23 protein-coding genes are annotated in these 26344 nt (G+C 66.8%); 20 read left to right on the top strand and 3 right to left on the bottom strand.

What is annotated here, in order from left to right; all coding sequences use genetic code 11:
• Window positions 1-17: 17 nt before the first annotated feature.
• Together BU124_RS10075 and BU124_RS10070 are read left to right on the top strand one after the other, a co-directional pair.
• Window positions 18-1760 carry a chloride channel protein gene (locus BU124_RS10075; RefSeq protein WP_084863346.1) on the top strand — a complete coding sequence of 581 codons (1743 nt, stop codon included), beginning with the start codon at window positions 18-20 and terminating at the stop codon, window positions 1758-1760.
• Complete coding sequence (locus BU124_RS10070; RefSeq protein ID WP_084863344.1) at window positions 1747-2802, top strand: extracellular solute-binding protein; 1056 nt, start codon at window positions 1747-1749, stop codon at window positions 2800-2802. The genes BU124_RS10075 and BU124_RS10070 overlap by 14 nt, the downstream gene beginning before the upstream one ends.
• On the opposite strand, the gene BU124_RS10065 is transcribed toward BU124_RS10070, so the two are convergent.
• On the bottom strand, window positions 2799-3296 hold the full coding sequence (locus BU124_RS10065) for a MarR family winged helix-turn-helix transcriptional regulator (protein ID WP_084863342.1): 498 nt from the start codon (window positions 3294-3296) through the stop codon (window positions 2799-2801). The two genes, BU124_RS10070 and BU124_RS10065, sit on opposite strands and share 4 nt — an antisense overlap.
• Before the next feature lie 226 nt (window positions 3297-3522).
• On the opposite strand from BU124_RS10065, the gene ectA reads away from it, so the two are divergent.
• The 8 genes from ectA (at window position 3523) to BU124_RS10025 (ending at window position 11379) form a co-directional block, all read left to right on the top strand.
• Window positions 3523-4068: a diaminobutyrate acetyltransferase gene (gene ectA, locus BU124_RS10060; protein ID WP_084863339.1), complete on the top strand. Its 546-nt coding sequence runs from the start codon at window positions 3523-3525 to the stop codon at window positions 4066-4068.
• A gap of 50 nt (window positions 4069-4118) precedes the next feature.
• Window positions 4119-5405: a diaminobutyrate--2-oxoglutarate transaminase gene (gene ectB / locus BU124_RS10055; protein ID WP_084863337.1), complete on the top strand. Its 1287-nt coding sequence runs from the start codon at window positions 4119-4121 to the stop codon at window positions 5403-5405.
• Between the two features lie 4 nt (window positions 5406-5409).
• Window positions 5410-5805, top strand: coding sequence for an ectoine synthase (locus tag BU124_RS10050; protein WP_084863335.1), 396 nt, complete (start codon window positions 5410-5412; stop codon window positions 5803-5805).
• Between the two features lie 23 nt (window positions 5806-5828).
• Window positions 5829-7253, top strand: a complete 1425-nt coding sequence (locus tag BU124_RS10045) for an aspartate kinase (RefSeq protein WP_084863332.1) — start codon at window positions 5829-5831, stop codon at window positions 7251-7253.
• 119 nt (window positions 7254-7372) lie between these two features.
• Window positions 7373-8221 carry an arsenate reductase/protein-tyrosine-phosphatase family protein gene (locus BU124_RS10040; RefSeq protein ID WP_084863330.1) on the top strand — a complete coding sequence of 283 codons (849 nt, stop codon included), beginning with the start codon at window positions 7373-7375 and terminating at the stop codon, window positions 8219-8221.
• Window positions 8218-9216 (top strand): ArsJ-associated glyceraldehyde-3-phosphate dehydrogenase, encoded by a 999-nt coding sequence (locus tag BU124_RS10035; protein WP_084863328.1) that lies wholly within the window; start codon window positions 8218-8220, stop codon window positions 9214-9216. Before BU124_RS10040 ends, BU124_RS10035 begins: the two co-directional genes overlap by 4 nt.
• The gene (arsJ, locus tag BU124_RS10030) at window positions 9213-10469 is read left to right on the top strand and encodes an organoarsenical effux MFS transporter ArsJ (protein ID WP_084863326.1); all 1257 of its coding nucleotides are present in this window, start codon (window positions 9213-9215) and stop codon (window positions 10467-10469) included. The genes BU124_RS10035 and arsJ overlap by 4 nt, the downstream gene beginning before the upstream one ends.
• Window positions 10470-10533: 64 nt before the next feature.
• Window positions 10534-11379 carry a fumarylacetoacetate hydrolase family protein gene (locus BU124_RS10025; protein WP_084863323.1) on the top strand — a complete coding sequence of 282 codons (846 nt, stop codon included), beginning with the start codon at window positions 10534-10536 and terminating at the stop codon, window positions 11377-11379.
• A 12-nt stretch (window positions 11380-11391) separates the two neighbouring features.
• Here BU124_RS10025 and BU124_RS10020 read toward each other — a convergent pair whose 3' ends face one another.
• The gene (locus tag BU124_RS10020; protein WP_084863320.1) at window positions 11392-12717 is read right to left on the bottom strand and encodes a GH1 family beta-glucosidase; all 1326 of its coding nucleotides are present in this window, start codon (window positions 12715-12717) and stop codon (window positions 11392-11394) included.
• Window positions 12718-12725: 8 nt separating this feature from the next.
• Window positions 12726-13754, bottom strand: a complete 1029-nt coding sequence (locus BU124_RS10015; protein WP_084863318.1) for a LacI family DNA-binding transcriptional regulator — start codon at window positions 13752-13754, stop codon at window positions 12726-12728.
• Between the two features lie 268 nt (window positions 13755-14022).
• On the opposite strand from BU124_RS10015, the gene BU124_RS10010 reads away from it, so the two are divergent.
• From BU124_RS10010 to BU124_RS09965, 10 genes are all read left to right on the top strand, one after another.
• On the top strand, window positions 14023-15291 hold the full coding sequence (locus BU124_RS10010; RefSeq protein WP_084863315.1) for an ABC transporter substrate-binding protein: 1269 nt from the start codon (window positions 14023-14025) through the stop codon (window positions 15289-15291).
• 99 nt (window positions 15292-15390) lie between these two features.
• Window positions 15391-16623, top strand: coding sequence for a carbohydrate ABC transporter permease (locus tag BU124_RS10005; RefSeq protein WP_084863313.1), 1233 nt, complete (start codon window positions 15391-15393; stop codon window positions 16621-16623).
• Complete coding sequence (locus tag BU124_RS10000) at window positions 16623-17774, top strand: carbohydrate ABC transporter permease (RefSeq protein WP_084863311.1); 1152 nt, start codon at window positions 16623-16625, stop codon at window positions 17772-17774. Before BU124_RS10005 ends, BU124_RS10000 begins: the two co-directional genes overlap by 1 nt.
• Before the next feature lie 16 nt (window positions 17775-17790).
• Entirely contained in the window at window positions 17791-19452 is a 1662-nt protein-coding gene (gene bglA / locus BU124_RS09995; protein WP_084863309.1) for a beta-galactosidase BglA, read from the top strand.
• A 23-nt stretch (window positions 19453-19475) separates the two neighbouring features.
• On the top strand, window positions 19476-20564 hold the full coding sequence (locus tag BU124_RS09990; protein WP_084863306.1) for an ABC transporter ATP-binding protein: 1089 nt from the start codon (window positions 19476-19478) through the stop codon (window positions 20562-20564).
• A gap of 205 nt (window positions 20565-20769) precedes the next feature.
• Window positions 20770-22410, top strand: a complete 1641-nt coding sequence (locus tag BU124_RS09985; RefSeq protein WP_084863304.1) for a peptide ABC transporter substrate-binding protein — start codon at window positions 20770-20772, stop codon at window positions 22408-22410.
• Window positions 22411-22482: 72 nt separating this feature from the next.
• Window positions 22483-23406, top strand: a complete 924-nt coding sequence (gene oppB / locus BU124_RS09980; RefSeq protein ID WP_084863303.1) for an oligopeptide ABC transporter permease OppB — start codon at window positions 22483-22485, stop codon at window positions 23404-23406.
• A gap of 13 nt (window positions 23407-23419) precedes the next feature.
• On the top strand, window positions 23420-24346 hold the full coding sequence (locus tag BU124_RS09975; RefSeq protein ID WP_084863301.1) for an ABC transporter permease subunit: 927 nt from the start codon (window positions 23420-23422) through the stop codon (window positions 24344-24346).
• Window positions 24347-24350: 4 nt separating this feature from the next.
• A complete protein-coding gene (locus tag BU124_RS09970; protein ID WP_084863299.1) occupies window positions 24351-25337 on the top strand; it encodes an oligopeptide/dipeptide ABC transporter ATP-binding protein in 987 nt (328 codons plus the stop codon).
• Window positions 25330-26337, top strand: coding sequence for an oligopeptide/dipeptide ABC transporter ATP-binding protein (locus BU124_RS09965; RefSeq protein WP_084863297.1), 1008 nt, complete (start codon window positions 25330-25332; stop codon window positions 26335-26337). Before BU124_RS09970 ends, BU124_RS09965 begins: the two co-directional genes overlap by 8 nt.
• Window positions 26338-26344 lie beyond the last annotated feature (7 nt).

The following is a 26344-nucleotide window of genomic DNA, read 5'->3' as shown; positions in this document are numbered from 1 at the left end:
GCCGAGGACACCCGGCCATGCCCACGCACACGCGAGACGAAACCGACCCACCCGCCCCGTCGCCCCAGCTGCGGATGCTGGTGTTGATCGGCGTGGCCCTGGTGGTCGGGGGCGCGGCCTCGCTGGCCGCGATCGCGCTGGTCGATCTAGTCGCCTTGCTCAACGATCTGCTGCTGGTCGCGCCCAAGGCGCGGGTGCAATGGGAAAGCCTGCCCCGGCTGGTGGCCGCGGCGACGCTGCTGGTGCCGACGCTGGGTGGCCTGCTGGTGGGGCTGGCGCACCGGCACCTGTCGCCGGCAGGGCGCCCCCTGGGGCCGCCCGACGTGATCCAGGCGGTGCAGTTCCATCGCCCCCTGCCGGACCTGCGCAGCGGGCTGGTCTCGACCGCGACGGCGGCGCTGTCGCTCGGGGCCGGGGCCTCTGTCGGGCAATACGGGCCGATGGTCTACCTCGGCGCGCTGTTCGGTGGCGTGGCGCATCGGCTGCGGCTCGGCATCCCCGGCCTGGCCAGCATCGCGGTCAGCTGCGGCGTGGCCGCGGCGATCTCGACCGCGTTCAACGCCCCCATTGCCGGGGTGCTTTTCGCGCACGAGGTCGTGCTGCGCCACTACGCCACGCGGGCCTTCGCGCCGGTCACCGTGGCCTCGGTCACCGGCTATGTCATCGCCAACGTGGTCTTCGAGCGCCCGGCGCTGTTCCGTATCGACTTTCCCGGCGTCGCGCATGGCTACGAATTCGCGCTGGTCGCCCTGCTGGGTGTGCTGGTGGCGGGGGCAGCCGTGGGGTTCATGCGGTTGCTGCTGGCGCTGGGACCCCGGCTAGCGCGGATGATCGCGGTGCCGGCCCTGCGACCCGCGCTGGCCGGGCTGGCCGTGGGGCTGACCGCGCTGGTGCTGCCCGACGTGTTGGGCATCGGCACCGCGACGCTGCGCTTTGCTACCATCGACGGGGCCTTCGGTCTGAGCGAACTGGTGGTGCTGATCGGCGCCAAGGTTGCGCTGACCGCGCTCTGCATCGCGGCCGGGTTCTCGGGCGGGGCCTTCAGCCCCTCGCTGCTGATCGGCAGCCTGGTGGGCGTCCTGTTCTGGACCCTGCTGTCGGGAGCGCTGGGCGTGCCGAGTTCGGGCGCGGCCATCTATGCCATCGCCGGGATGATGGGCTTTGCCAGCGCCGTGATCGGCGCGCCGCTGACCTGCATCCTGATCGTCTTCGAGCTGACGCGGAACTACGACGTGACCATCGCGGCCATGGTCGCCGTGGTCTTTTCCAACCTGGTCTCGCACCGGGTCTTCGGGCGGTCGCTCTTCGATGAACAGCTGGCCCGGCGCGGCATAGATTTCTCGCAGGGGCGGGACCATCCGCACATGGCCGCGCTGCGCATCGTCGAGCACCTGACCCCCGAGACGGTGACCGCCCGCGCGGGGGAAGCCCCCGCCGAGGTGGACCGCCGCCTGGCCGCGCAGGGCTGGCGCGAGGCCTTCGTGCTGGATGCCGACGACCGCTTGCTGGGCGTCTACACGCCGGACCCCGCGGCCGGAGCCGCGACCGTGGCCGAGCGCGCGCAACCGGTCGGCCTGGTCTTTGCCGACAGCACGGACCTGGCCGAGGCCATGGCGCGCCTGCGCGGCTTCGTGGGCGATGCGGTGCCGGTCGTGGCGCAGGACGGCACCTATCTCGGTGCCGTGTCCGAGGCCGATGTCGTGGCCGCCTGGCTGGATGAATCCGCACGCCTGAGGGAGGAGGAAAATGCGTCTGTCTGAGCTTGCCCTCGCGCTGGCCCTCGGGGCCGCGCCCCTGGCCGCGCAGGAGCTGACCGTCGTGTCCTGGGGCGGCGCCTACGAGGCCGCGCAGCGCCGCGCGGTGATCGCGCCCTTTGCCGAGGAGACCGGGCATGATGTTACGGTCGCGCGCTACGATGGTACCTGGTCGGCGCTCGACGCGCGCGGCGCGGCCGAAGGCTGGGACGTGATCGACATGCTGGCCGACCAGGCGCGGGTGGCCTGCGACAAGGGCCTGCTACTGCGCCTGCGCCCGCGCGAGATGTTCAGTCGCGACGCCCTGGCCGATTTCACGCCCCGGCGGCCCGACCGCTGCGCCGTGCCGCAGAACGCCTATGCCCGGGTGATGGCCTATGACGACCGCGCCTTTCCCGGCATCAAGCCCACCCGGATCGAGGACTTCTTCGACACCGAGCGGTTTCCCGGCCCCCGCGCGGTGCAGCGCAGCCCGGACGGCATCCTCGAATGGGCGCTGCTGGCCGAGGGGGTGCCGCCCGAACAGGTCTACGGGTTGCTGAGCACCGACCGCGGGCTGCGGCTTGCCTTTCGCCGGCTGGACGCGATCCGCGACGACATCCTGTGGTGGTCGGACCCGTCCGAGCCGGCGCGGATGCTGGCCGAGGAGCGCGCGGTCATGGCCGCGGGGTTCAACGGGCGCTTTTTCGACGAGGCGCAGTCGGGCACGCCGCTTGATATCGTCTGGGACGGGCGCATCATAGGCACCGAAGTCTGGGCGATTGCCGCAACGACGGACACCCCCGCCGCTGCCCGCGCCTTCGTGGCCCATGCCGCGCGGCCCGCGGCCATGGCGCGTTTGGCCGAACGCATCCCGTATGGCCCGACGCGGGCCTCGGCCTTCGCGCGGATCGGGCTGAACCCGGACACCGGCATCCCGATGCGCGCCCATTTGCCCAATGCTCCGCAGCACGGCGGGCGGGCGCTGATCCGCGACGACGCCTGGTATGCCAACACCGAAGCCCTGCGCGCGCGCCGGTTCGAGGCCTGGCTGGCGCGCGGCGATTAACCCCGGCGCCCCGAGCGGATGTCGCCCGTCGTCAGCACCGGCGCGGCGTCGATGTCCTGCGCGTCGAGCATGTCGGCCACCCGTTCCAGTGACGAGACCAGCTGCGCCTGTTCCCAGTCCTTCAGCTGCTTGAAGGCCGTGACATAGCGCTGTTGCAGGGCGTCGGGCGCGTCGTCCAGACGCTCGCGGCCCAGGTCGGTGGCCACGATGTTGGTCTGCCGGCGGTCCTGCTCGGACGGCACCCGCGTGACCAGCCCGCGCGCGACCAGCTTGTCCACCAGCGCGGTGACCGTGGCCTGGCTGACGCCCATCTGCCGCGCCAGCAGCTTGGGCGTGGCGCTGTCACGCTCGGCCACGATCTGCAGCACCCGCAGCTGCGCGGGGCTGAGGCCCGCCGCATGGGCGAGATCGCGCGCAAACCATTCCGTGGCGCGCAGGATTCGGCGCAGGGCGATCAGACTCTCGTCGGTACGGTCGGGAAAGGCTGTTGACATGTTGCAAGTATGGCACGGTCTGACCGGTCCTTCAATTGCCTAAGGAATTTTTCAGACTGTTCGCAAGTCGAAGCATCACTCTTTCTTTCAAGGCCAAAAACTGAACGATACGGTATGCTGAAACCGCGCTATGTGCGCGCTTGACGGCAAAGACGTGCTTTGAAGGTTGAACTACTCGACCGGATATACTAATTAGCTTCCCGAACAATCAGAGAGGTCACTTCCCATGCCCCGGGACACAGTCGAAGACACTGCCAAACCGCGCCCGCCCGCGCTCGTTCTGCGCAAGCCGGAGACGACCGACGGCGCGGCGATCTGGGAGCTGATCAAGGCGTGCAAGCCGCTCGACGAGAACTCGATGTATTGTAACCTCGTGCAGGCCGACCACTTCCGCGACACATGCGTTGTGGCCGAACTGGACGGCGACATCGTCGGCTGGATTTCCGGCCACATGATCCCCGCAGAGGATGCGCTGTTCGTCTGGCAAGTCGCGGTGAGCGACGCCGCTCGCGGGCTCGGGCTGGGGCGCAAGATGCTGACCCACCTGATTGAGCGCAGCAATTGCGCCGACGCCACCCACCTGAAGACGACGATCACCAAGGACAACGACGCCTCTTGGGGGCTGTTCCGCAGTTTCGCGCGCCACATCGGCGGCGCGCTGTCGGACGAACCCCACTTTGAGAAAGAGGCGCACTTCGAGGGCCGCCACGACACCGAATACATGGTGACGATCGAGCTGCCCGCCCCGGTGCCGCTGCGCCGCGCGGCCTGACTTCCGCGCGCCCGGCCCCATCCCCCGAGATTATCCTGAAAGGACACATCATGGCCAAGGACATGACCAAGACCGAGTCGATCTTCGAGCGCCGCGAGAGCGAGGCACGCTCTTACTGCCGCGGCATGCCCGCCGTCTTCACCAAGGCGCAGGGTTCGACCATGACCGACGAGACCGGCACGACCTACATCGACTTTCTCGCCGGCTGTTCGTCGCTGAACTACGGGCACAACGATCCGGACATGAAGGCCGCGCTGATCGAGCACATGACCAATGACGGCATCACCCATGGGCTGGACCTGCACACCGATGCCAAGGGTGATTTCCTGCACGCGCTTGAAACCCACATCCTCGAACCGCGCGGCATGGACCACAAGGTGATGTTCACCGGCCCGACCGGCGCCAACGCCGTCGAGGCGGCGATGAAGATCGCGCGCAAGGCCACCGGCCGCACCAATGTCATCGCCTTCACCAACGGGTTTCACGGCGTGACCATGGGCGCGCTGGCCGCCACCGGCAACGGCTATCACCGCGGCGGCGCGGGCATGGATACCTCGGGCGTGACGCGCCTGCCCTTCGATGATTTCGCGAAGGGCGTCGACTCCGTCGCCCTGCTGGACAGCATGCTGTCGGACGGCTCGGGCGGCATCGACGCGCCCGCCGCGATCATGCTGGAAACCGTGCAGGGCGAGGGCGGGCTGAACGCCGCCTCGCCGGAGTTCGTGCGCGGGGTCGCCGAGGTGGCCAAGAAACACGGCGCGCTGCTGATCGTCGACGACATCCAGGCCGGCTGCGGCCGCACCGGCACCTTCTTCTCATTCGAGGAGATGGGCGTGATGCCCGACCTGGTGCCGATGGCGAAGTCGATCTCGGGCTTCGGGCTGCCGCTGGCGCTGGTGCTGGTGCGCCCCGAATACGACGTCTTCGGCCCGGCCGAGCATAACGGCACTTTCCGCGGCAACACCCATGCCTTCGTGACGGCCAAGACCGCGATCTACAAGTTCTGGTCGGACGACAGCTTCCAGCAGGACCTTGCGCACAAGACCGTCATGATCACCACGGCCCTGAACGAGATCGCCGAGATGATCCCCGGCGCCTACCTCAAGGGCCGCGGCCTGATGCAGGGCGTGGACGTGGGTAGCGGCGAGCTGGCCGAGAAGATCTGCGCGCGCGCTTACGAAAAGGGCCTCGTGGTCGAGACCTCGGGCAGCGACGACGAGGTCGTCAAGATCCTCGCGCCGCTGACCACCTCGATGGAGACCTTCCGCAAGGGCTTCGACATCCTGATGCAATCCACCCGCGAGGTTGTCGCCGACAGCCGGATCGCGGCGGAGTGACCCCATGATCGTTCGCGACTTTCACGACATCACCGCAAACCAGCCCGACCGCGTGGTCTACGACGCGCAGTGGTCCTCGGTGCGGATGCTGCTGGCCGACGACAACATGGGCTTTTCGTTCCATGTCACCTTCCTCGAGGCGGGGTCGGACCACACGTTCCACTACAAGAACCACCTCGAGAGCGTCTATTGCATGCAGGGCACCGGCGAGATCACCGACCTGGCCACGGGCACGACCTACCCTATCAAGCCGGGCGTGATGTATGCGCTGGACCAGCACGACAAGCATCGCCTTGTCGCCCACGAAGAACTGGTCATGGCCTGCTGCTTCAACCCGCCGGTGACGGGCCGCGAGGTGCACCGCGAGGACGGCTCCTACGCGGCACCCGACGAAAGCTGAGGCAAAGGACAAGGAGGCCGAGCATGGCCCATACCGTGGAAAAGATCGGCGGGACCTCGATGTCTCGCGTCAACGAGTTGCGCGACACGCTCTTCATCGGGGATCGCAGCGGCACATCGCTCTATGGCCGGGTCTTCGTCGTCTCGGCCTTCGGCGGGATCACCGACCTGCTGCTCGAACACAAGAAGACCGGCGACCAAGGAGTCTATGCCCAGTTCGCGCAGTCCGACACCGGGCATGGCTGGCACGACGGGCTGACCCGCGTCGCTGACGCCATGATCGCGGCGCACAAGGCCGTGCTGGACAACCCCGCTGACATCGACCAGGCCGACGACTTCGTGCGCGACCGCATTGACGGGGCGCGCAACTGCCTGATCGACCTGCAGCGTCTGTGTTCCTACGGTCACTTCCGCCTGGCCGAACACATGCTGCAGATTCGCGAGCTTCTGTCGGGCCTGGGCGAATCGCACGCCGCCTTTGTCACCACGCTGCTGTTGCAGCGGGCCGGCGTGAATGCGCGCTGCGTCGATCTTTCGGGTTGGCGCGACGAGGGCAACGTGACCCTCGAGGAACGCATCACCTCGGCCATGGCGGGGGTAGACCCGGACACGGAACTGCCCATCGTCACCGGCTATGCGCAATGCGCCGAGGGGCTGATGCGCGAGTTCGACCGCGGCTATTCCGAGGTGACGTTCTCGCGGCTGGCCGCCCTGACCGGCGCGCGCGAGGCGATCATTCACAAGGAATTCCACTTGTCCTCCTGCGACCCCAAGCTGGTAGGTGCGGAGGCCGTGCGCAAGCTGGGCCGGACCAATTACGACGTCGCCGACCAGCTGTCGAACATGGGGATGGAGGCGATCCACCCCAAGGCGGCCAAGGTCCTGCGCCAGGCCGAGATACCCCTGCGCGTGACCAACGCCTTCGAGCCGGGCGACCCGGGCACCCTGATCGACGACCAGCGCGCCGAGCGGGCGGCGGTCGAGATCGTCACGGGCCTCGATATCGTCACGCTTGAGGTCTTCGAGCAGGACATGGTCGGCGTGAAGGGCTACGACGCCACGATCCTGGACGTGCTGCGCCGCCACGACGTGCGCATCGTCTCCAAGGTGTCGAACGCCAATACCATCACGCATTACCTCGATACCTCGCTGAAGACGATGCGACGCGTGGAAAGGGACATCGCGGCGGCCTATCCCGGGGCCGAGATCACCACGCGCACCGTCTCGGTCGTCTCGGCCATCGGGCGCGACCTGCGCGGCCTGTCCGTGTTGACTCGCGGCCTTCAGGCCATCGCCAAGGCCGGGCACGAGGCGATCGGCGCCACGCAGGGCCCGCGCAACGTGGATGTGCAATACATCGTCGACCGTGACAGCCGCGATGCCGTCATCAAGGCGCTGCACGCCGACCTGATCGAGGGCACCGAGGTGCCACTGGCCAAGGCCGCCTGACAGAGCCTTATCGCCCGATCCAACACACCCGAGACCCGCCGCGCGAAAGCCCGGCGGGTCTTTTGCGGTGTTACAAAACCGTCACTTGCCCCGCGCTATATTTCGAATATTCGTGAAATATGGAAACACAAAGCCCCGCCCGACTCGCGACGCTCGGCCATCCGCAGCGGCTGGCCATCTACGGGTTGCTCATGCGCCGCTATCCCGACCGGGTGCCGGCGCAGGAAATCGCGCAGGCCATCGCCGCCAAGCCCAGCACCGCCTCGGCCTACCTGGCCGCGCTGGCCCGGGCCGGGCTGATCAGCGCGCAGCGTGAGGGACCCTCGCTGCGCTACGCCGTCGAAATGGACGCGGCGCAAGCCCTGTTCGACGACCTGTTCCTCGATTGCTGCCGGGGCCGGGTCGATCTTTGCATATCCGACCAAAACAGGAGGCCCGCCATGGCCCACGCGACTGACCAGGACACGGACCGAAAATACCGCGTGCTGTTCCTCTGCACCGGCAATTCCGCCCGCTCGATCTTTGCCGAATCCATCCTGCGGCACACGGCGGGCGACCGGTTCGAGGCCTATTCGGCGGGCACCACGCCGAAATCCGAACTCAACCCCTTCGCGGTCGAGGTGCTGGAGCAGAAAGGCCACGACACCAGCGTGTTGCGGGCCAAGCACATGAGCGAGTTTCAGGCCGACGACGCGCCGCGCTTCGACTTCGTCTTCACGGTCTGCAACCAGGCGGCCAACGAGGACTGCCCGGCCTGGGGCGGCCAGCCCGTCAGCGCCCATTGGGGCCTGACCGACCCGGTCAAGGTCGAAGGCACGGACGCCGAGAAGAGCCTCGCCTTCCAGCACACCTACGGCGCGCTCTATCGCCGCATCGCCGCCTTCACCGCGCTGCCCCTGCCGGACCTGGACCGGATGTCGCTGCAAGCGGCCGTCGACGAGATCGGCCAGACGCAGGGGGAGGCATGACCGTCTACGCGCTCAACGGGCTGGGCCGGATCGGCAAGCTGGCGCTGAAGCCGATGCTGGATCAGGGCCTGGAGATCGCCTGGATCAACGACGCGGTGGGCGACGCGGCGATGCACGCCCACCTTCTGGAATTCGATACGGTGCACGGGCGTTGGGATGCGGACATTTCCCATGATGCCGACAGTGTGACCATCGACGGTACGCGGCTGCCCTTCGTAGGCACCCGTGATCTGTCCGACCTGCCACTGGACGGCGTGGACGTGGTGATCGACTGTACCGGCGTCTTCAAGTCCGAGGCGGCGCTGGCCCCGTATTTCGACGCGGGCGTGGCCAAAGTCGTGGTTTCGGCCCCGGTCAAGGACGGGCCGACGGCGAATATCGTGATGGGGGTCAATGACGCCAGTTACGACCCCGACCAGCACCGGATTGTCACCGCGGCCTCTTGCACGACCAACTGCCTCGCGCCGGTGGTCAAGGTGATCCACGAATCCTTGGGCATCCGCCACGGCTCCATGACGACGATCCACGACGTGACCAACACGCAGACCATCGTGGACCGCCCCGCAAAGGACCTGCGCCGGGCGCGCTCGGCGCTCAATTCCCTGATCCCCACGACGACCGGCAGCGCCACGGCGATCACGCTGATCTATCCCGAATTGGCGGGCCGGCTGAACGGCCACGCGGTGCGGGTGCCATTGCTCAATGCCTCGCTGACCGATTGCGTTTTCGAGGTCGCGCGCGAGACGCGCGCCGAAGAGGTCAACGCCCTGTTCGAGACCGCCGCCGCGGGCGAACTGGCCGGCATTCTCGGCTACGAGACGCGGCCCCTTGTTTCGACCGATTACACCAACGACACCCGGTCGAGCATTGTCGACGCGCCCTCGACCATGGTGGTGGGCGGCACGCAGGTGAAGGTCTACGCTTGGTACGACAACGAGACGGGCTATGCCCACCGGCTGGTGGACGTGGCGCGCATGGTGGGGGCATCGCTGTGACCCGGGCCGCCCACCGGCCCGAGGGGCTGACCGCCTATATCGCCGTCACGGCCGCCTACTGGGCCTTCATGCTGACCGACGGCGCCCTGCGGATGCTGGTGCTGCTGCACTTTCACACGCTGGGCTTCACCCCGGTGCAACTGGCCTATCTCTTCGTGCTTTACGAAATCGCGGGGATGGTCACGAACCTCTGCGCGGGCTGGATCGCGGCGCGCTTCGGGCTGACCAGCACGCTTTATGCCGGGCTGGGGCTGCAGGTGGTGGCGCTGGTCGCGCTGGCGCAGCTCGATCCCGGCTGGGCCGTGGGCCTGTCGGTGGTCTATGTCATGCTGGTGCAGGGGGCCTCGGGCGTGGCCAAGGACCTGGCCAAGATGTCCTCGAAGTCGGCGGTCAAGGTCCTGGCACCCGCCGCGCGGGGCGGACTGTTCCGCTGGGTGGCGGTGCTGACCGGCTCGAAGAACGCGGTCAAGGGGCTGGGCTTCCTGCTGGGGGCGGCGCTGCTGGGCGGTGTCGGGTTCACCGGCGCGGTTCTTGGCATGGCAGCCGTGCTGGCGGTGATCCTGCTGGCGGTGGCACTGTTCATGCCCTCGGGCCTGCCCACGGGCCGCAAGGGGGCGAAGTTTGCCGAGGTCTTTTCCAAGTCGGCCAACGTCAACCGGCTGTCGGCGGCGCGGGTGTTCCTGTTCGGCGCGCGGGATGTCTGGTTCGTGGTCGGCCTGCCGGTCTATTTCTACGCGGTGCTGTCGGACGGCAGCGAGGCGGGGATACGCCGCGCTTTCTTCATTGTCGGCACCTTCATGGCCGTCTGGATCATCCTTTACGGCGCGATGCAGGCCTCGGCCCCGCGCCTTCTGCAGGCCGAGCGCCGCCCCGAGGGCGAACTTGTCGGTGCCGCGCGCGGCTGGGCGCTGGCGCTGATGGCGGTGCCGCTGGTGCTGACCGGGGCGGCCCTGGGCGCCGGCCAGCCGCAGACCTGGCTGACGGTTACACTTGTCGCCGGGCTACTGGTCTTCGGCGCGCTTTTCGCGATCAATTCCGCGCTGCATTCCTACCTGATCCTCGCCTTCACGCGGGCCGAACGCGTGACCATGGACGTCGGCTTCTACTACATGGCCAACGCGGGCGGGCGGCTGCTGGGCACAGTGATGTCCGGGCTGACCTACCAACTGGGTGGCCTGCCGCTGATGCTGGGCACCGCCTCGGGGATGGTCGCGCTGAGCGCGGCCGCGGCCGGGCGGCTGCGCGGCGGCTAGCAGGGTTTGTGTTCTCGCGCGGCGCGGTCTACCACGGGCGCACCAGACAAGCGGAGAGACAAACATGAAATTCCTGCGTTTCGGAGATCCGGGGGCCGAACGCCCCGGCCTGCTGGACGGTGACGGCCGGGTGCGCGACCTGGGCGGCGTGGTGGCCGATTTCGCCGGGCCGACCGTGTCGACCGATGCGCTGTCGGAACTGGCCGCCATCGATCCCGCCGACCTGCCGCTGGTCGAGGCCCCCGGCCGCATCGGGGCCTGCCTCGCGCATGTGCCGAACTTTTTCTGCATCGGGCTGAACTACGCCAAGCATGCCGCCGAGGCCGGCCAGGACGCCCCGGCCGAGCCGATCGTGTTTTCCAAGGCCGCCTCGGCGCTGGCCGGGCCGGACGACCCGGTCACGATCCCCGCGGGCAGCGAGAAAACCGACTGGGAGGTCGAGCTTGGCGTGGTCATCGGGCGCGAGGCCTACCGCGTGAACACCGCCGAGGCGCTGGCGCATGTCGCGGGCTATTGCGTGGTCAATGACCTCTCGGAGCGCAGCTATCAGCTGGACCGCGGCGGCCAGTGGATCAAGGGCAAGTCGGCGCCGGGCTTCGGCCCTGTCGGCCCCTGGCTTGTCACCGCCGACGCGGTGCCCGACCCCCAGGCGCTGGGCCTGAGCCTGCGCCTGAACGGCGAGGTCGTGCAGGAGTCGACGACCGCCGACATGATCTTTTCCGTCGCCGAGATCGTCAGCCACCTGAGCGAATTCATGGTGCTGCAACCCGGCGACGTCATCGCCACCGGCACGCCCTCGGGCGTGGGCATGGGCATGCGGCCGCAGCGGTTCCTGCGCCCCGGCGACGTCATGGAGCTGACGGTCGAAGGCCTTGGCACTCAGCGCCAGGAGGCCCGGGCGGCGCCATAGCCCGGGCCAGCCCTACTGCCCGAGCGCCTTGGCAAACTCGTGATAGGAGGTCTTGGGTGTGCGCGTCATGGTTTCGTAATCCACATGGACAATGCCGAACCGTTTTTCATAGCCGAAGGCCCATTCGTAGTTGTCCAGCAGCGACCAGTAGAAGAACCCCCGCACGTTTGTGCCGGTGTCGATGGCGTTGCGCGTGGCGCGGACATGCTCGGAGATGAAGCTGATGCGCGCGGGGTCATGGACCGCGCCGCCCGTTACCCGGTCGTCCCAGGCCATGCCGTTCTCGGTGACATAGACGGGCAGGGCGCCGATGTAATCGCGTGACAGCCGGGTGAGCGTGTCCTCCAGCCCCTTGGGGTAGACCTCCCAGCCCATCTGCGTCCGGGGCAGGGGGCCGGGCACCGGCTCCATCGCGGGCCAGGCCGTGTCCGGGGCGGCCAGCATCAGCCCGCGCGTGTAGTAATTCACGCCCAGCCAGTCGATGGGCCGCGATATCGCGGCCATGTCGTCCTGCCAGCCGGCGGGCAGATGGGGTTCGAGCCCTTCCAGCGCTTCCTCGGGGTAGCTGCCCCGGGTGATCCCTTCCAGGAACCAGCGGTTCATGATCGCGTCCTGCCGGGCGGCGGCGGCGGCATGATCGGGGCCGTCCTCGGCCGGTTCATCGGCCTCGAAATTCAGAACGATGCCGCAGTTTTCCTGCCCCTCGGCACGCAGAACCTCCATCGCCGCGCCGTGCGCCTTGAGGACGTGGTGCATCGCCCGCGCGGTGGCACGGATATCGCGCAGCCCCGGCGCGTGGTGGCCCAGGAAATGCGACAGGTAGGCCACGCACCACGGCTCGTTGATCGTGGCCGTGGCGTGGACGCGGTCGCCGATGCGGCGGGTGATGACCTGCGTGAAATCGGCAAACCAGTTGTGGACATCGGGGTTTGTCCAGCCGCCCAGGTCGGCCAGCGCCGAGGGCATTTCCCAGTGATATATTGTGTGAAAGGGCCTGAGCCCGCGTTCCAGCATCCCGTCGACCAACCGATCATAGAAATCCAGCGCCTCGGTGTTCACCGGCCCGCGCCCCTCGGGCAGGACCCGCGCCCAGGAGGTCGAGAAGCGATAGGCGTCCATTCCGGCCGCGCGCAGCAGGTCGAGGTCGGCCGCCCAGTACAGGTAATGGTCGCAGGCGCGGCGGCCGTCCTCGGCCCCGATCACGTTGCCGGGCACCCGCGCGAAGCTGTCCCAATGGCAGGACCCGGCGGCCCCATGGGCCGACCCCTCGATCTGGTAGGCGGCCGTCGCGGCGCCGAACAGGAAATCCTCGGGAAAGTCGGAGCGTTTGAAATCCATCTCTGTCCTCATTCTGTCGGGGCCGGGCCGGTCGAGCGGCCCACGGTCAGTTCCGCCTCCATCAGTACCTGTCGGGGCGGGGCGTCGGGGCTGTCTATCCTGTCGATCAGCATTTGCGCGACTTGTCGACCCGCCTCGCGCACCGACGACCGGGTCGAGGTGAACAGCGGCACATCGTCCCCGCCGGTGAAATATGACAGGGCGTCGTCATGGGTGATGACGGACACATCCACGCCCATGCGCAGGCCGCGATCCTCGAGCGCGCGGCGCACGCCCATGGCACTGACCATCGAGGAGACGAGAAAGGCGGTCGGCGGCATGGGCCGGTCGAGCAACGCCAGCGCGCTGCTGTGTCCCATGGCCTCTGTCATTTCGCCGCTGACCTCCAGCGCCGGGTCGGCCTTGAGCCCGCGGGCGGTCAGCGCCGTCTCGAAGCCGGCGCGGCGGCGCGCGGCGAAATCCATCGTCTCCAGCCCGTTGATCAGTGCGATGCGGCGGTGCCCGAGATCGAGCAGGAAATCGGTCGCGCGCTGAAAGGCCCGGCGGTTGTTCACGTCGAGCCAGGAATAGTCCTGCGGCAGGCCCGAGGCGCGCCCGTGCACCACGAAGGGGAGGCCCAGCTCCTGCAGCAGCGGGATGCGCGAATCCTCCATCCGGGGGCCGTGCAGGATGATCCCGTCGACCACGCCGCGCCGCTTGAGCGAGCGATAGGCGTCCTCGGCGCGGTCGTCCTCGACCACCGAGATCAGCATCTCGTAGCCGTGGCTGGAGTAGGTCTCGCCCGCCCCGGCGATGAAGTCGCCGAAGATGGGGTTCACCATTTCATGTTTCGTCGACAGCGGGATGACGTGGCCGATCGCCTGCGACCGTCCGGTGGCCAGCCCCTGCGCACGGGCGTTGGGCGAATAGTCATAACGGCTCGCCGCGGCCAGCACGCGCCGGCGGGTTTCCTCCTTGACCTCCGGGTAGCCGTTGAGTGCCCGGCTCACCGTCGTCGGCGAGAGGTTCAGCTTGGCGGAGAGTTCCTTGAGATTCATGGGCGGTGCTTCGGGCCGGGATTTGAAACCGCTTTGGAACGCGGACTGGCCTGCATCCTTTCTTGCCCCGCGAAAAAAATCAATGCAAATTCCGTCACATACCGTGCAGCTGCAGCGTGAAAGTTGCTGCAATTGCAGCGTTGACAGGCTGGGCGGAATGCGTCACCTGTTATTCACTCAAAGCGCTTTGGGCCGAGTCGGAGGACCGGCCCAGCGCCCAACGCAGACTGCAGTCATGCGCGTAGATCGCGCAATTGGGAGGATACTCATGAAAAAGACACTGCTTACCGGTGCAGCGGCCGTGGCCCTGACCGCCGGGACGGCCTCGGCCCAGGACCTGACCGTCTTCGGCCCCTGGCTGGGACCGGACCAGGAAATGGTCGAAACCGTGCTCGCCGCCTTCGAGGAGCAGTCGGGCTATGACGTCAGCTACGTCGGCTCGGACAGCTTCGAACAGCAGATCATGGTCGATGCCGAGGCCGGCTCGGCCCCGAACGTCGCCGTGTTCCCGCAGCCGGGCCTGGCCTCGGACATGGCCGCGAGCGGGTTCCTGACCCCGCTGCGCGACGGCACCGCCGACTGGCTGCGCGAGAACTACGCCGCCGGCCAGTCCTGGGTCGATCTCGGCACCTTCGAGAACGCCAGCGGCGAGGAAAACCTTTACGGCATGTTCTACAAGGTCGATGTGAAGTCGCTTGTCTGGTACGTGCCGGAAAACTTCGAGGACGCCGGCTACGACGTCCCCGAGTCCATGGAAGAACTCAAGGCGCTGACCGAGCAGATGGCCGCCGACGGGCTGACCCCGTGGTGCATCGGCCTGGGCTCCGGCGGGGCCACCGGCTGGCCGGCCACCGACTGGGTCGAGGACATGATGCTGCGCACCCAGCCCCCGGCTGTCTATGACGAGTGGGTGTCCAACGAGATGCCCTTCGACGCCGAGCCGGTGGTGAACGCGATTGAGGAATTCGGCTGGTTCGCGCGCAACGACGATTACGTCGCCGGCGGGTCCGACGCCGTGGCTTCGACCGATTTCCGCGACAGCCCCAAGGGCCTGTTCGATGCGCCGCCGCAGTGCATGATGCACCGCCAGGCGTCCTTCATCCCCGCCTTCTTCCCCGAGGGCACCGAGGTCGGGCTCGACGCCGACTTCTTCTATTTCCCCGCCTACGAGGAGAAGGACCTGGGCAAGCCGGTGCTGGGCGCTGGCACGATGTGGGCCATCACTAATGAGAACGAGGCCGCCCACGAGCTGATGGCGTTCCTGCAAGAGCCCGAGGCGCACGAGATCTGGATGGGGCTGGGCGGTTTCCTGACACCGCACACCGGCGTCGATACCTCCAAGTTCGCCGATGACACGCTGGCCAAGATGAACGACATCCTGCTGGATGCGACGACCTTCCGGTTCGACGCCTCCGACCTGATGCCGGGCGGTGTCGGGGCCGGGTCCTTCTGGACCGGCATGGTCGACTACGCCGGCGGCGCCGAGGCCGAGGCCGTCGCCTCGGACATCCAGGACAGCTGGGACTCGCTCAAGTAAGCCGGTCCGCCGGCACCGAAGGACCGGACGGCCCGGCCCCGCGCCGGGCCGTCCCCAGCAAGACCGGAACGCCGCGATGGCCGCGTCAGGGAGGGGCTCATGTCACCAGCACTACAGGGACTTATCACGATCCTGATCGGGGTCGGTGGATGCCTGGGATACTTCTATTTTTCGAACCAGTTGCTCGACAAGGTCATCTTTCCGGGCAAGGGGCCGAACGCGGGCCGCAACATCAACCGCGCCAACCAGGTGCGCCCCTGGCTGTTCCTGTTGCCCGCGATGCTGTTTCTCAGCCTCTACCTGCTCTACCCGGTGGTGGAGACGCTGCGCCTGTCGCTGACCGACCGCGATGCCGGCGGCGCCTTCGTCGGGCTGACCAACTACCAGAACATGTTCGGCGAGGAAAAGTTCTGGGAGGCCATGCGCAACAACATGCTGTGGCTTTTCGTCGTGCCCGCGGCCTCGACTGCCTTCGGGCTGCTGGCCGCGCAGCTGACCGACCGCATCAAGTGGGGCGCGATCGCCAAGTCGCTGATCTTCATGCCCATGGCGATCTCTTTCGTCGGGGCCTCGGTGATCTTCCGCCTGATCTACGTGGCCCGCCCGACCGACCAGGCCCAGATCGGCGTACTCAATGCCCTGTGGCTGCAGTTCGAGGGCGGCGCGGGCAGTTTCCTCGTGCTGAAGGTGCTGCCGGCCATCGTGCTGCTGAGCTTTGCCGCCATGGTGGCCTATGTCGGCTACATCCTGCTCAAGCCCTTCCTCGGGCGGGGGGCGTCCTACAGCACCTTCGGATCGGTCCTGCGTGTCGCCGGGCTGGCCGGCGCGGGCTATCTGGTGGTCACCTCGCTGTGGCAGGTGGTCGAGATCTTCACCACGCAGCTGTCCTACGGCGAGCCACAACAATGGCTGACGATCCCGTTTTACAACAACTTCTTCCTGATGATCGTGCTGATCTGGATCCAGACCGGCTTTGCCATGGTGATCCTGTCGGCCGCCCTGCGCGGCATCCCCGAGGAAACCGTCGAGGCCGCCATCGTGGACGGCGCCAATCCCTTCGAGGTGTTCTTCCAGGTCAAGGTGCCGCAGATCATGGGCACGATCGTCGTGGTCTGGACGACGATCACGCTGGTCGTGCTCAAGATCTTCGACATCGTCTTCGCCATGACCAACGGCCAGTGGGAAACCCAGGTCCTGGCCAATTACATGTTCGACAAGCTGTTCCGGGCGAATGACTGGGGCGTGGGCTCGGCCAGTGCCATCGTCATCATGCTGCTGGTCAGCCCGATCCTTGTCTGGAACGTCTACAACGCCCGCAAGGAGATGCGCTGATGGACAATATCGCCGGAACCAAGTCGAGCCTGACCTGGGCGGTCCACCTGGCCACGCTGGCGCTGGTGCTGCTCTGGGTCTTTCCCACGCTGGGCCTGTTCATCTCGTCCTTCCGCACGGTGGACCAGATCAACACCTCGGGCTGGTGGGCCTCCATGACCGCCTCCGAGCAAAGCGAGGTCCTGCGCACCGCCAACCCCGAGGAGATGCGCGTCGCCGATGGCGACATGTTCGTGGTCAGCGGCAATCTCTTCGAGGAGGGGTCCGAGAAGGTCATCAGTACCTGGGGGACGTCCTCGCTCAACATTTCGGCCTATGAGGCGGGCGACACCGCCGACATGGGCGATGACGGTACGCTGACGGTGCAGGAGGACGGCTCCTACGTCTGGCGCGGCACCGACGAGCAGATCTCGGGCCGCGGCGAGCGTGTCTTCGTCACCGCCAAGGCACCCCCGGAATTCACCCTTGCCAATTACGAGCAGGTCCTGCTGTCGGGCGACAGCACCGACAGCATGGCCAAGGCCTTTTTCAACACGCTGACGGTCACGATACCGGCCACGATCATTCCCATCGTCGTGGCGGCCTTCGCGGCCTATGCGCTGGCCTGGATGGATTTCCCGGGGCGCGCGCTGCTGATCGCCATGGTGGTGGGCCTGCTGGTCGTGCCGCTGCAACTGGCGCTGATCCCGCTATTGCGGCTGCACCTGGGCATCGGCATCGGCAAGGGCTATCTCGGGGTCTGGCTGGCGCATACCGCTTTCGGGTTGCCATTGGCGATATACCTGTTGCGCAACTACATGGTCGGCCTGCCGCGCGACATCATCGAGAACGCCCGCGTGGACGGCGCCACCGATTTCCAGATCTTCACCAAGATCATCCTGCCGCTGTCCTTCCCGGCGCTGGCGTCCTTCGCGATCTTCCAGTTCCTGTGGACCTGGAACGACCTGCTGGTGGCCAAGGTGTTCCTGATCGACGCCAGTGGCGACACCACGGTCATGACCAACCAGATCGTCGAGCTTCTGGGCACCCGCGGCGGCAACTGGGAAATCCTCGCGACGGCGGCCTTCGTATCGATCGCGGTGCCGCTGGTGGTGTTCTTCGCGATGCAGAAATACCTGGTGCGCGGCATGCTGGCCGGCTCCGTGAAATAGGAAAGACAAGATCGACATGACGAAGTTGGAGGCGCTGGTGCCCGGCAAGGTGCTGGACAAGGAACAGGACTGGTGGCGTGGCGCGGTGATCTATCAGATCTACCCGCGCAGCTTCCAGGACAGCAACGGCGACGGTATCGGCGACCTGGCCGGGATCGTGCAGCGGCTGCCCTACATCGCCTCGCTGGGGGTGGATGCGATCTGGATATCGCCGTTCTTCACCTCGCCGATGAAGGACTTCGGCTACGACGTCAGCGACTATTGCGACGTCGATCCGATGTTCGGCACGCTGGCCGATTTCGACGCGGTGGTGGAAACGGCCCACGGGCTGGGGCTGAAGGTCATGATCGACCTCGTGCTCAGCCACACCAGCGATCGGCACCCCTGGTTCGCGGAAAGCCGCGCCAGCCGCGACAACGACAAGGCCGACTGGTATGTCTGGGCCGATCCCAAGCCCGACGGCACGCCGCCCAACAACTGGCTGTCGATCTTCGGCGGCTCGGCCTGGCAGTGGGACGCGCGTCGCGAACAGTATTACCTGCACAACTTCCTGGCCTCGCAGCCGGACCTGAATTTCCACGAACCGCAGGTGCAAGAGGCCCTGCTCGACGTGGCGCGGTTCTGGCTGCACCGCGGGGTGGACGGGTTCCGCCTGGACACGATCAACTTCTACGTCCACGATGCCCAGTTGCGCGACAACCCGCCCCTGCCTGCGGACAAGCGCAACGCCAACATCGCGCCCAGCGTGAACCCCTACAATCACCAGGAACACCTGTATTCCAAGAACCAGCCCGAGAACCTGGACTTCCTGCGCAAGCTGCGCGCGGTCATGGGCCCCTTCAACGCCGCGGCCGTGGGTGAGGTGGGCGATGCCCAGCGCGGTCTGGAAATCATGGGCGAATACACTGCCGGCGATGACCTGATGCAGATGTGTTATGCCTTCGAGTTCCTGGCCAAGGACCAGCCGACGCCTGCGCGTATCGCCAGCGTCATGGAAAGGGTCGACGAGGTGGCCGCCGACGGCTGGGCCTGCTGGGCCTTTTCCAACCACGACGTGATGCGCCACGCCACCCGCTGGGGTCTGACCCCGGCGGCGCAGCGGGCCTTTGCCTCGCTCGTCATGTGCCTGCGCGGGTCGGTCTGCCTCTACCAGGGCGAGGAGCTGGGCCTGCCCGAGGCCGATGTCGCCTTCGAGGACCTGCAGGACCCCTACGGCGTCGAGTTCTGGCCCGAGTTCAAGGGCCGCGACGGGTGCCGCACGCCCATGGTCTGGGAGGAATCCAACCTGCACGGCGGATTTTCCAACGCGCCCAAGACATGGCTGCCGGTCAGCCACGACCACGTGCATCGCGCCGTCGCCGTCCAGGAGGAGGACCCAGGCGCGCTGATCCACCACTACCGCCGCGCCATCGCCTTTCGGCATGCCCACCCGGCCCTGGTCAAGGGCGACCACGACGGCGTCAAGGCCGAGGGGGACGTGGTGTATTTCACCCGCATGCACGCCGAGGAGGAGGTGTTCTGCGCCTTCAACCTGTCCGACACGCCCTCGGACCTGGCCCTGCCCGCGGGGACCTGGACACCGGTCGGCGCGGAACTGGGCGGGGCGCATGTTTCGGCGGACAACAAACTGCACCTCGGTCCGTGGCAGCCCTGCTTCGCTGTCCGCGCGACCGGCTAGAAGGACCACAAGGGAGGGACACGATGGCGGACCTGAAGCTGGAAAACGTCGAAAAGAGCTATGGCGGCACCGTCGAGGTGCTCAAGAACATCAACCTCGAGATCGAGAAGGGCGAGTTGATCGTCTTCGTTGGTCCCTCGGGGTGCGGCAAGTCCACGCTCCTGCGAATGATCGCGGGGCTCGAACGGATCACCGGCGGCACGCTGGAAATCGACGGTCTTGTCGTCAACGACGTGCCGCCGGCGCAGCGCGGCATCGCCATGGTGTTCCAGTCCTACGCGCTCTACCCGCACATGACCGTGCGCGACAACATGGCCTTTGCGCTGAAGCTGGCCAAGAAGACGCCGGACGAGATCGACGCCGCCGTCGACAAGGCCGCCAAGATCCTGCAACTGGAACCCTACCTCGACCGCCTGCCCAAGGCGCTGTCGGGCGGTCAGCGCCAGCGCGTGGCCATCGGCCGGTCGATCGTGCGCGACCCGAAGGTCTATCTCTTTGATGAGCCGCTGTCGAACCTCGACGCCGCGCTGCGCGTCGCCACCCGGATCGAGATCGCCCAGCTCAAGGAATCCATGCCGGATTCCACCATGATCTACGTCACCCACGACCAGGTCGAGGCGATGACCCTGGCGAGCCGCATCGTGGTTCTGGCCAACAAGGGCATCGCCCAGGTCGGCAGCCCGCTGGAGCTTTACGAGCGCCCCGAGAACGAATTCGTGGCGCAGTTCATCGGCTCGCCCGCCATGAACCTGATGCCGGGCGAGGTCACAGGCACGGGCGCACAGACCACGGTCAAGCTGGACGGCGGCGGGACGGCGGTGGCCGACGTGCCCACGCAGGACTCCGACAAGGGCCTGAAGGTCAACGTCGGCGTGCGCCCCGAGGATTTCACCGAGACCGAGGGCGATTTCATCTACAAGGGCAAGGTGGACATCACCGAGGCGCTGGGCGAGGTGACGCTGCTCTACTTCGATCCCGACGGGCGTGCGGAACCCATCATCGCCAAGCTGCCCGGCATCCATGCCGACGTGCGCGGCAAAACCGTGGGTCTGACGGCCGAACCGTCGCGGGTGCAGGTCTTCCACAACGGGCAATCGCTGCACTATCGCTGACGCAGCCGCGTACGTGGCGCGATTGTGCGCGCCGATCATGACGTCAGGTCAGGCCGTTGGCGGGCGTTTGCCCGGGCACTCAACCCTTGCGTTCAGTGGCGACTCCGCGAAAAACTCGCCGCCATGCCCCCGGGGTAACACGGGGGTCCACCAACACGGCGCGCGCCGGGCCCACTCCGCCGCGCCGCACAAAGGGAGAGATATCATGACATTCCACAGCAAGCTTCTGGCCACCACGGCGGCCGCGATGCTGGCCATGTCCGGCGTGGCCTTTGCCGACAATCATGCCATGACCGGCCCCAACGGCGAGGCCCTGGCCGAAACCCAGGAGTTCACCTATCGCGTCCTTGACGAGCACAGTTCGACCGACCCCGGCCTGGTCGAGGATGTCTCGGGCTCCGAGATCGTGCGCGATCTCTTCGAGGGGCTCTACAACCAGGACAAGCAGGGCAATCTTGCGCCCGGCGTGGCCGTCTCGCACGAGGTGTCCGACGACGGGCTGACCTATACCTTCACCCTGCGCGACGACGCCAAGTGGTCCAACGGCGATACGGTGACGGCCGGTGATTTCGTCTATGCCTGGCGCCGCGCCGCCAGCCCCGAGCTGGCCTCGCCCTACAGCTGGTATCTCGGCCTGATGTCGGTCGAGAACATCGACGCCGTGATCGCCGGCGAGGCCGAGCCGGAAACCCTGGGCGTCACTGCCATCGACGACACCACGCTTGAGGTCACTCTGTCCGAGCCGCTGCCCTATTTCCCGCAGATGGTGACACATTCCACGACCTTCCCGGTGCATCAGCCCACGGTTGAAGAACACGGCGATCAGTGGACCCACCCCGAGAACATCGTCTCGAACGGGGCCTACGTTCTGACCGAACACGTGCCGCAGGAACGCTCGGTGCGCGAGAAGAACGACATGTACTGGGATGCCGAGAACACCATCATCGAGACGGTCACCGCGCTGGTCATCAACGACGAGAATCAGGCGCTGACCCGCTTTCTCGCCGATGAGCTCGACCGCACCGAGATCCCGGCCGGCCAGTTCCCGCGCCTGAACGAGGAATACCCCGAGGCCACGGTCGTGGCACCGCGGCTGTGTTCCTATTACTACATGTTCAACCTGCGCGAGGACGCGCCCGATTGGCTCAAGGACGATCGCGTGCGCAAGGCCCTGTCTCTGGCCGTCGACCGCGAGATCATCACCGAGAACGTCACCGCCGGCGGCCAGATCCCGGCCTATAACTTCACCCCCGGGGCGACCGCCGGGTTCGAGGTGCCGGATATCGAAATGGCCTCGATGGCCCAGCAAGAGCGCAACGCGCGGGCGCAGGAGCTCATGGCCGAGGCCGGCTACGGCGAGGACGATACGCTCTCGGTCGAGATCCTCTACAACAGCTCCGACGCGCACCGCTCCATCGCGGTGGCGATCTCGCAGATGTGGAAGCAGACCCTCGGCGTCGAGGCGGAGCTGGCCAACCAGGAATGGAACACCTACCTGGAGGCGCGCTCGAACGGCGATTTCGAGATCGCCCGCGGCGGCTGGTGCGGCGACTACAACGAGGCCTCGACCTTCCTCGACCTGATGGATTCTGAGTCGGGCTACAACGACTCCAAATACGTCAATCCGCAGGTCGACCAGCTGCTGGCCGAGGCCAAGACCGCTGAGGACCCCACCGAGAACTACATGCAGGTGGAACAGGCCATCGCCGAGGATCAGCCCATCATGCCGATCTACCACTACGTGGTGAACTACATGATGGACCCGGCCCTGGTGCCCAGCTGGCCGCTGGGGAACGTGCAGCAGAACTGGTACTCCAAGGACCTGTACTTCGTCGCTGACGAATAATCCCGCAAGTTGATATGAAACCGGCCCGCGCCCCGTCCGGGGGGCGGGCCACCCCTTTTCGGGACATCTGCCATGCTTGCCTATATCGTTCGCCGCCTGGCCGTCGCCATTCCCACGATCCTGATCCTCGTCGTCATCAGCTTCGTGCTGATGTACGCGGCCCCCGGCGGCCCGTTCAATTCCGAGCGGCCCGTCCCGCCCGAGGTCATGGCCAACCTCGAGGCCAAGTACGGCCTGGATCAGCCGATGTGGCGGCAGATGGTCACCTACGTCTGGGACGTGGTTACGCGGTTCGATTTCGGCCCGTCGTTCCAGTACACTGACCGGACCGTGAACGACGTGATCGCCCAGGGCTTCCCGGTGACGCTGACCTACGGGATGTGGTCGGCGGTGGTTGCCATGGTGGTGGGCGTCTCGCTGGGTGTCGCCGCGGCGGTGCGGCAGAACTCGGTGCTCGACTACATGGCCGTCGGCATCACCATCGGCGCGCAGGCGCTGCCGAATTTCGTGATGGCGCCGATCCTGGTGCTGATCTTCACGCTCTGGCTGGGCTGGCTGCCGGGCGGTGGCTGGAACGGCGGGCAGTGGGAATACGTCATCATGCCGGTGATCGCGCTGTCGACCTCCTACATGGCCTCGATCGCGCGGATCACGCGCTCGTCCATGCTGGAGGTGCTCAATTCCAATTTCATCCGCACCGCGCGGGCCAAGGGCCTGCCCATGCGGCGGGTGATCCTGCGCCATGCGCTGAAACCCGCGCTTTTGCCGGTGCTGTCTTACCTCGGGCCGGCCATGGTGGGGATGATCACCGGCTCGGTGGTGGTCGACATCATTTTCTCGACCGGTGGCATCGGGCAGTTCTTCGTCAACTCGGCCTTCAACCGCGATTACGCTGTGATCATGGGGATCACGCTGCTGGTGGGGGTGCTGACCATCTCTTTCAACCTGATCGTCGATATCCTCTACGCCTGGATCGACCCCAAGATCCGCTACTGAAGGGGGCAGGGCCATGAAACTCGCACAACCCGACGCCAAGATGCTGCAGGAGGTCGGCGACCTGGCCGAGGTCCGTGGCCGTTCGCTCTGGGCTGATGCCCGGGCGCGGTTCTTTCGCAACAAGGCGGCGCTGGCCGGACTGGCGGTGCTGATCGGGGTGTGCCTCTTTGCGGCCTTCGGCGGGCTGATCGCGCAGTATGAACGCGATTTCGTGGATTTCTCGCTGATGGGCGCCAATGCTTATCAGGGCAGCCCCTCGATCGCGACGGGGCACTACTTCGGCGTCGATATCGACGGGCGCGACCTTTACGCGCGCACGGTGCAGGGCACGCGGATCTCGCTGCTGGTGGGGATCGTCGGCGCGCTGGTGGCTGTTGTCGTGGGCACGCTCTACGGGGCCACCGCCGGCTATATCGGCGGCCGGGTCGACAACATCATGATGCGCACTGTCGACGTTCTGATGTCGATCCCCTTCATGTTCGTGCTGATCCTGATGCTGGTGATCTTCGGCCGCTCGATCCTGATGCTGTTCATTGGCATCGGGCTGATCTCCTGGCTGGACATGGCGCGCATCGCGCGCGGCCAGACCCTGACCCTCAAGAACAAGGAATTCGTCGAGGCCGCCGTGGCCACCGGCGTGACACCCCTCACGATCATCCTGCGCCACGTCGTGCCCAACCTGCTGGGCATCGTCATCGTCTATGCCACGCTGCTGGTGCCGCAGATGATCATCTTCGAGAGCTTCATTTCCTACCTCGGACTGGGGGTGCAGGAACCCAACACCTCGCTCGGGGCGCTGATGAGCCTGGGCACCAAGCAGATGAACAACGGCACGCTCTGGATGCTGTTCTACCCGCTGTTCTTTTTCCTGATCACGCTGTTCGCCTTCTTCTTCGTGGGCGACGGCCTGCGCGACGCGCTCGACCCCAAGGACCGCTGAACCCATGGCGCTTCTGGATGTTTCCGACCTGACCGTCACCTTCCGCACCAACGACGGCCCGGTGAATGCCGTCAACGGCCTCGATTTCACCCTGGCCGAGAAGGAAAGCCTCGCCATCGTCGGCGAAAGCGGCTCGGGCAAGTCCCAGACCGCCTTTGCGATCATGGGCCTGCTGGCGCGCAACGGCGCGGCCACGGGCCGCGTCGCCTTTGACGGGACAGACCTGCTGTCGCTCTCGCCGCGGCAACTCAACACGGTGCGGTCCAACCAGATCGGCATGATCTTCCAGGACCCGATGACCTCGCTGAACCCCTACATCCGGGTCAGCGACCAGATGGCCGAGGTGCTGCAACTGCACAAGGGCCTGTCGAAGACCGACGCCATCACCCGGGCCGTGCAGATGCTGGACGCCGTGCGCATCCCCGATGCGAGGGCCCGGGTCAGCATGTATCCGCACGAGTTTTCCGGCGGCATGCGCCAGCGGATCATGATCGCCATGGCGCTGCTGTGCCGGCCGCGCCTGCTGATCGCGGATGAGCCAACCACGGCGCTGGACGTGACCGTGCAGGCGCAGATCATGACCCTGCTGGGCGAGATACGCGAAGACTTCGACACCGCCGTGATCCTCATCACCCATGACCTCGGCATCGTCGCGGATTTCTGCGACCGGACGCTGGTGCTCTATGGCGGGCAGACCATGGAGGAGGGGCCCACCGCCCCGATCTTCGCCGACCCGTCGCACCCCTACACGGCCGGTCTGCTTCGCGCCGTGCCGCGGCTGGACCGCGAGGCCGAGGTCCTGCGCACGATCTCGGGCGAGCCGCCGGACATGTCCAACCTGCCCGCGGGCTGTCCCTTCTCGCCGCGCTGCGAGATCGCGCGCGATCATTGCCCGACCGTCAAGCCGGGGCTCGCGCCGATGACGGACAGCCGCCACCGCGCCTGCCACGCCACCCCCGCCGAGATGCACGAGGAGATGCGCGATGGCTGACCCGATCCTGTCAATCCGCGATGTTTCGGTCACGTTCGACGTGCGTCCGCAGGGGGCCTGGCCCTGGACGCCCTCGTTGAAACTGCACGCGGTCAGCAAGCTGTCGGTGGACCTGATGCCGGGCGAGACTCTGGGCCTTGTGGGCGAGAGCGGCTCGGGCAAGTCCACGCTGGCCCGCGCCGTGATCGGCACGATCCCCCAGTCCGGCGGCCAGATCCTCTACGAAGGCCGCGACCTCGCGCAGATGACGCCACAGGAAACCCGGCGCCACCGCCGCGACGTGCAGATGGTGTTCCAGGACCCGCTGGCGGCCCTGAACCCGCGCATGACGGTGGGTGACATCATCGCCGAACCGCTGATCACCCATGAACCCCGGACCCCGCGCCAGGAGGTCAAATCCCGGGTCGCCGAAATCATGGACAAGGTCGGGCTGCTGCCTAACCTGATCAACCGTTACCCGCACGAGTTTTCCGGCGGCCAGTGCCAGCGCATCGGCATTGCCCGGGCGCTGATCCTCAAGCCGAAGCTGCTGGTCTGTGACGAGCCCGTCTCGGCGCTGGATGTTTCGGTGCAGGCGCAGGTGGTCAACCTGCTCCGGGAGCTGCAGGCGGAGATGGGCCTGTCGATGATCTTCATCGCCCATGATCTGAGCGTGGTGAAACACATCTCGGACCGGATCATGGTCATGTATCTGGGCTGCCCGATGGAGGTCGGCCCGGCCCGCGCCGTAACAGCGACGCCGCGCCATCCCTACACGCAGGCGCTGATCGCCTCGGTCCCGATCCCCGACCCGGTGCGCGAGGCCGCCCGGTACCGCCCGGTGCTGGAGGGAGATCTGCCTAGCCCGCTCAGCCCGCCCTCGGGCTGCGTGTTCCGCACCCGTTGCCCAAAGGCGCAGCCCAGCTGCGCGCAGGCCCGCCCGGCGATGGAGGCCGCCGACCCCGACCGGCTGGTGGCCTGCCCCTTTCAGGAGGTCGAGGAGGTGCTGGCCGAGGCCTGATCCGGTG

The organism is Salibaculum halophilum, assembly GCF_002094885.1.
GTDB classification, from domain to species: domain Bacteria; phylum Pseudomonadota; class Alphaproteobacteria; order Rhodobacterales; family Rhodobacteraceae; genus Salibaculum; species Salibaculum halophilum.
This window is presented reverse-complemented; position numbering and strand designations above follow the sequence as displayed.